This window comes from Nocardioides sp., from assembly GCF_036493135.1.
In the GTDB taxonomy this organism is placed as follows: Bacteria; Actinomycetota; Actinomycetes; order Propionibacteriales; family Nocardioidaceae; genus Nocardioides.
In genome coordinates, this window is record NZ_DASXQG010000094.1 from 1 (window position 1) to 2,723 (window position 2,723).

2 protein-coding genes are annotated in these 2,723 nt (G+C 69.4%); both read right to left on the reverse strand.

The features are described from left to right. Nucleotides 1-316: 316 nt before the first annotated feature. The gene (locus tag VGJ24_RS17910; RefSeq protein WP_331502004.1) at nt 317-601 is read right to left on the reverse strand and encodes a hypothetical protein; all 285 of its coding nucleotides are present in this window, start codon (nt 599-601) and stop codon (nt 317-319) included. Between the two features lie 126 nt (nt 602-727). After that, the gene (locus VGJ24_RS17915) at nt 728-2,548 is read right to left on the reverse strand and encodes a tyrosine-type recombinase/integrase (protein ID WP_331502005.1); all 1,821 of its coding nucleotides are present in this window, start codon (nt 2,546-2,548) and stop codon (nt 728-730) included. Nucleotides 2,549-2,723 lie beyond the last annotated feature (175 nt).

Sequence of the window (2,723 nt, forward strand, 5' to 3'; positions counted from 1 at the left end):
GGAACCTCGGTGGCTGGAGTCGGACGGCTATCTGAGAGTGTGATCTGCTCGGCTGGCGGACCACGCGTCTACTGAGGTGGGTCAAATCGGCTCAGGACGCGATTCAGCTGGCCCGTCGGTGTCGGCGCGGTGGGGGAGGACCGTCACCGGCGGAGCTGTACGAGAAACGGGCCCGCTGTTGTCCGTCGTTGATCTTGCCGATGACGCCGTCATTGGTGTTGCCGAGGATCGGGGTGTGAGAAGGCCCCGCCCGGTGGTGGTGGGCGGGGCCTTGGTCGGGTCGGTGACCGGCTGGTCGTCGTAGTGACGGTGGGGGTCAGTCGGCGCCGGTTTCGGAGATCGCGGTGCGGGCTGCTTTCTCGTCGACGATGGGGTTGTCGCGGGCGAAGGCTGCGGTGAGGGCGTTGACGGCGAGGTTGTTCACCGCGCGGGGGTAGCCGCGGGAGGCGTTGTGGATCAGGGTGACGGCGTCGCTGCTGAACAAGGTGTCGGCCCGTCCGGCGAGCTTGAGGTGGTGGCTGATGTAGTCGGCGGTCTCGGCGGGTTGCATGCCGGCGAGGGTGTAGCGCACCGAGATCCGTTGGTCGAGGGCGGCGAGCACTCCGAGGCGTAGGCGTTGGCGCAGGGTGGGTTGACCGATCAGGAGGGCCGCGTTATGCAGGTGATCGTGTCAAGGGTTCGGGCAAAGAATCTTGAAGGATGACCCTGATCAGCTCGTGGGCGGCGGTCAGGAGGCCTCGTCGCCGAGCCGGGTGAGGAGTCCGTCGAAGATCTTCTGTCGGCCGAGCTGGCCCTTCGTCGCGGCGTCGTCGCGTTGGCGTTGCAGGGTGGGTCGGAACTCGATGGTGGTGACGAAGTGGGTGCAGGATTCGCAGATCGACTCGAAGTGGCAGTCGAGCTCGACCGGGCGGGCGCAGTAGCCGTTGCCGAGCATGCGTTGGTGCATCTGTTTGCGGAGCTTGGCCATCTCGGCGCCCTCGGCGTCGGCGGCCAGCGCGCGGGGCTGGTCGTAGAGGGCCTCGACCTTCTCCGAGACCGCGAAGTACTCGTCGGCCACGGTGCGGTCGGCGATGCGGGCATAGACGAGGGTCATGCTCAGCGAGCGATGACCGAGCAGGGCGGCGATCGCCTCGAGGGACATGCCTCGGTTGATGGCCTGGGTGGCCAGGGTGTGACGGAGCCGGTGTGGGGAGACGCCTTCGAGGCCCGCGGCGCGGGCGACCTTGTCGACTGCGGCGTCGACGCGGGCGGTGCTCAGCGGTCTTCCGCGTTCGGTGAACATCAGCTTCGAGCGCAGGTCCTCAGGTCGGGTGGCCAGCCAGCCGTCGAGGAGTGCCTTGAGCTGGGGGTGCAGCGGGATGTATCGGTCGTTATGCAGCTTGCCGACCGGGATCCGCAGCCAGTAGGCGGAGCCGATCTGCACGACGGCGTCGACGGTCAGATTGGCGAGTTCTCCCTTGCGCATCCCGGTGCGGGCGAGGAACTCGACGATGAGGCGGACCAGCGGGTCGGGGTCGGCGCGGGCGGCGACGAGGAGCTTCGCGGCGGCGGCATCGTCGAGGAACCGGGGCAGCGGGTCGTCCTTGATCGGCAGGTCGCTGGGGAACAGCGGTGCTCGGGTTGGGGCGTCGGCGACGCCCCACTCGATGAGCCGCTGGAAGCACAGCTGCACCGAGTTCAACCGGTGACGGACGGTGTGGCGGTGCAGCCGAGCGCCGCCGGGAGTAGGACGTTCAGTGAGCCAGCGTTTGTAGGCCTCGACATGGGTCCGGCCGACCTGCGCGGCTGCCCGGACGTCGGGGTGGTGGCGGGCGAGGAAGCAGGCGAACTCGCGCAGTGCCTCGTCCTCGTTGGCGACTGTGCTGGGGCGGCGGGTCACCCGCAGCTGATCGAGGTAGCCGGTCAGCGTCTGGGCCAGCACCGGCGACGCGTCTTCCCAGCGGTGACGCCGTGGAGCGGCGCGATGAGTTCGAGGACGGGGTGGCTCGTCACTGAGTCCGGCGTGGAACAGGCTGGCCTGCAGCCCGAACAGGATCGCGTGCCGGTTGGGGTGCGGTGAGACACCGAGCCTGCTGGCGGCGTCGTCGAGCGCGGCGTGCGACGTGTCGAGCAGCGTATGGGTGACCGCGTCCGGTGCGACGGCGTGTAGCGCGCAGACCTGCGCGAGGGCCGCCCACTGCCGCTCGCTGCTCTTCGGGACGAAGCCCAGCGCAGCGGCGTGCTCGACGAAGATGGCCGATGTCACCGGGTGGTAGGCGGCCATGATCGGGCCGAGCCGGGGACGGCGGGCGATCAGGTAATCGGGCGAAACCGGCATCCGAGCGGTAAGCGCGAGCCAGGCCACGAACCGCCGCACTCGTTCGTCGGCGTGGACCTGCGCGTGCAGCGGCGCCGCCGCCCAGCCGGCGGGCGAGCCGAACCGCGCGCAGAAGGCTCGGGCACCGTCCTCGGCGCTGCTCACCGCCAGGAACCCAGCCTGAGTGAACTCGCTCAGGTAGACCTCGACCAGATCGAGCGCCGCGGCCGGCAACCGGTGCGGGCGTGGCATTACAGTCCTCCGTCCGACGGCGTTCCGGAGGATTGGGCGTCGATCGCGGCGAGTGCGTTGGTGTACTCGGTGGCCAGCCATCCGGCGGACAGGTGCAGGTAGACCCGGGTGGACTCGATCGATCGGTGCCCGGCCTGGGCCTGCACCGCTTCGAGCGCCATCCCGGCCTCACGCA